Genomic DNA, 2,230 nt, shown 5'->3' with positions numbered 1-2,230 from the left:
CCTTAAAAATCTTTAAGTAATTATGCTTATTTTGACGGCATTGCATATAAACTCCAGTTTTTATCTCCTAAACTACCAGTCTGCTGTTTCAAGTATCAACAAGCTGGAGTCTAATTAAAGGAATTGCGGCTCTTGCGTACTTAACGTGCTAGATTGATATTATGATGCCAAGAAAGTAAAGCTCTAATTTCAAAATTGCGAAAATTTCTAAAGCCAAATCCATTTCGTTTTATTAGCTTCAATTTATTGTTAATTCCTTCTACTACTCCCTTAGTAGTTTTTCTTTCAAAATATCCGGCTATTTCTCCAAACCAGCGCTTAATAGTCTTAACACTTTTTTGATAATAAGGTTCAGCTTTTTCTAACCAATCGAGTAACCCTAATATTCCTGTTCCCGAATCTTCACTTGTATTAAATAAATTGCGGAATTCTTCTTTCAATGAATGCATTATTGCGATTAAAGGAGATGCTTCTCTGATTATATTTAATTTTAATTTTTGTTTATATGTCAGATGCTCTTCGGCTTTTAAAATTATATATTTATTACCTTTTAAACTATCAAAAACTTTTTCTCTATCCTCAATTTTTAACTCTAATGCTGTTTGATTTTCTGCTATTCTAGCTTGGTTCAATTCTTCATGTATTATTTTGGTAACATGGAACCTATCGACCGTGACGACGGCATTTGGGCAAATCTTATCGACTAAACTTTTATAATTTCCGGTCATGTCGATACTAACTTCTTCTATTCGTTCTAGAACTTCTTCCCCCCACTTTTTCATCACATTTTCTATTTCAAATTGTTTTGTTTCTTTTACTAACCCTATTAATTTACCTGAATCTATATCTACAAGTACAACAATAAATTTTCCTTGTCCTTTTACTAAACTTATTTCATCGATTCCTAACCTTCTCAAATTGTTTAGGTTGATTGGTAATACATTTTTAGCTATATCTTCAAGCATCGAATTAACTTCTTCATCGGTTAATCCATTATTTTCCGCCACATTACTTACATTACTAGTAATAAGTTGTTTAACAATATTTTCCGCGTATCGATGCGTATATGCCTTTCTCGCCCCTACAAAATCGAGCTTTTCATTAAAGGTTTTTCGGCACGTAAAACAATTAAATCTTCGTCTATTTACATTTAATATTACTTCTTTATCTCCCATTGGTAAATCTTTTACTAAGAGGTTGTTTGAAAAGTCGGTCAGGTTGTAAAAAAGCTCTCTAGGTATACGCTGTGAATAGATAATAGACAGCACCGAGAGAGCAACATGACTAAAGCATACCCCAGCAATCTGACCCATGCACAGTATGAATTTCTGAGTGACATGATTCCAGAAGCAAAAGCCGGTGGTCGCAAGCGTGAAGTTGAGATGTGGGAAGTGCTTAACGCAATTTTCTATGTCTTAGTAGAAGGAGTCAGATGGCGATCGCTACCAGGTGACTTTCCTGCTTGGCAGACAGTGTACACATATTTTCGCAACTGGCGTAAAGACGGGACATGGTTACATATTCACGATAGTCTGCGAGAGTGGACAAGAATCGAAATTGAGCGTCATCGCAGTCCATCAGAGGCAATCATTGATAGTCAAAGTGTGAAAAGTGCGGCGATGGTGAGTCAACAAGTGGGCTTTGATGCAGGCAAGAAAATTAAAGGACGCAAGCGATTTATGACAGTTGATACCTTGGGGAAAGTCACAGCGAGTCTTAGTCACAGCTGCCAATGTAGGAGAACGTCAAGGAGGTAAACAAGTTCTCCAACGGGTCAAACAGTCAAACGAGCAGGTCTGTCGTTTGACAACCCTCTGGGTAGATGGGGGCTTTGACGGTGAGGCGTTCATGCATTGGGTAATGGACATTTGCCGTTGGATTGTGCAGGTGGTGTTGCGCCCGCAGCAAACCAAGGGCTTTGTCTTGCTCAAAAAACGTTGGGTGGTAGAGCGCACTTTTGGTTGGCTCATGGGGTGTCGGCGTTTGGTTAGAGACTATGAGTTATTACCCGAAACATCAGAGACCTTTATTTACCTTGCCATGATTCGGATTATGGTGAGACGATTAGCATAAAATTTGACCCCTAAAAACTTTTCAAACAACCTCTTAGCTCGACTTTATCCATTTTTTGCCAACGCTCAACTTGACGCTGAAACCTCTGTGCTACGGTAGTTCTACTTTTTCGATTTCACCGATAATCAGTGACATGGAAAAAGTTTTTGCCAAAAAG

At 37.9% G+C, this 2,230-nt stretch carries 1 protein-coding gene and 1 pseudogene; one reads left to right on the top strand and one right to left on the bottom strand.

The features are described from left to right. Positions 1-140: 140 nt before the first annotated feature. On the bottom strand, positions 141-1,313 hold the full coding sequence (locus LC605_RS32570; RefSeq protein ID WP_267868737.1) for an ISL3 family transposase: 1,173 nt from the start codon (positions 1,311-1,313) through the stop codon (positions 141-143). On the opposite strand from LC605_RS32570, the pseudogene LC605_RS32565 reads away from it, so the two are divergent. Then, a pseudogene (locus LC605_RS32565) lies at positions 1,281-2,073 on the top strand (IS5 family transposase). The gene LC605_RS32570 and the pseudogene LC605_RS32565 sit on opposite strands and share 33 nt — an antisense overlap. Positions 2,074-2,230: the final 157 nt, after the last annotated feature.

Source organism: Nostoc sp. CHAB 5836 (assembly GCF_020829445.1).
Classification (GTDB): Bacteria; Cyanobacteriota; Cyanobacteriia; order Cyanobacteriales; family Nostocaceae; genus Nostoc.
The sequence above is the reverse complement of the archived record's forward strand: the minus strand, read 5'-3'. Positions and strand labels throughout refer to the sequence as shown.

Coding starts and splice junctions, on each gene's coding strand:
- LC605_RS32570 (WP_267868737.1), bottom strand. CDS start 1,313: ATGGGTCAGATTGCTGGGGTATGCTTTAGTCATGTTGCTCTCTCGGTG.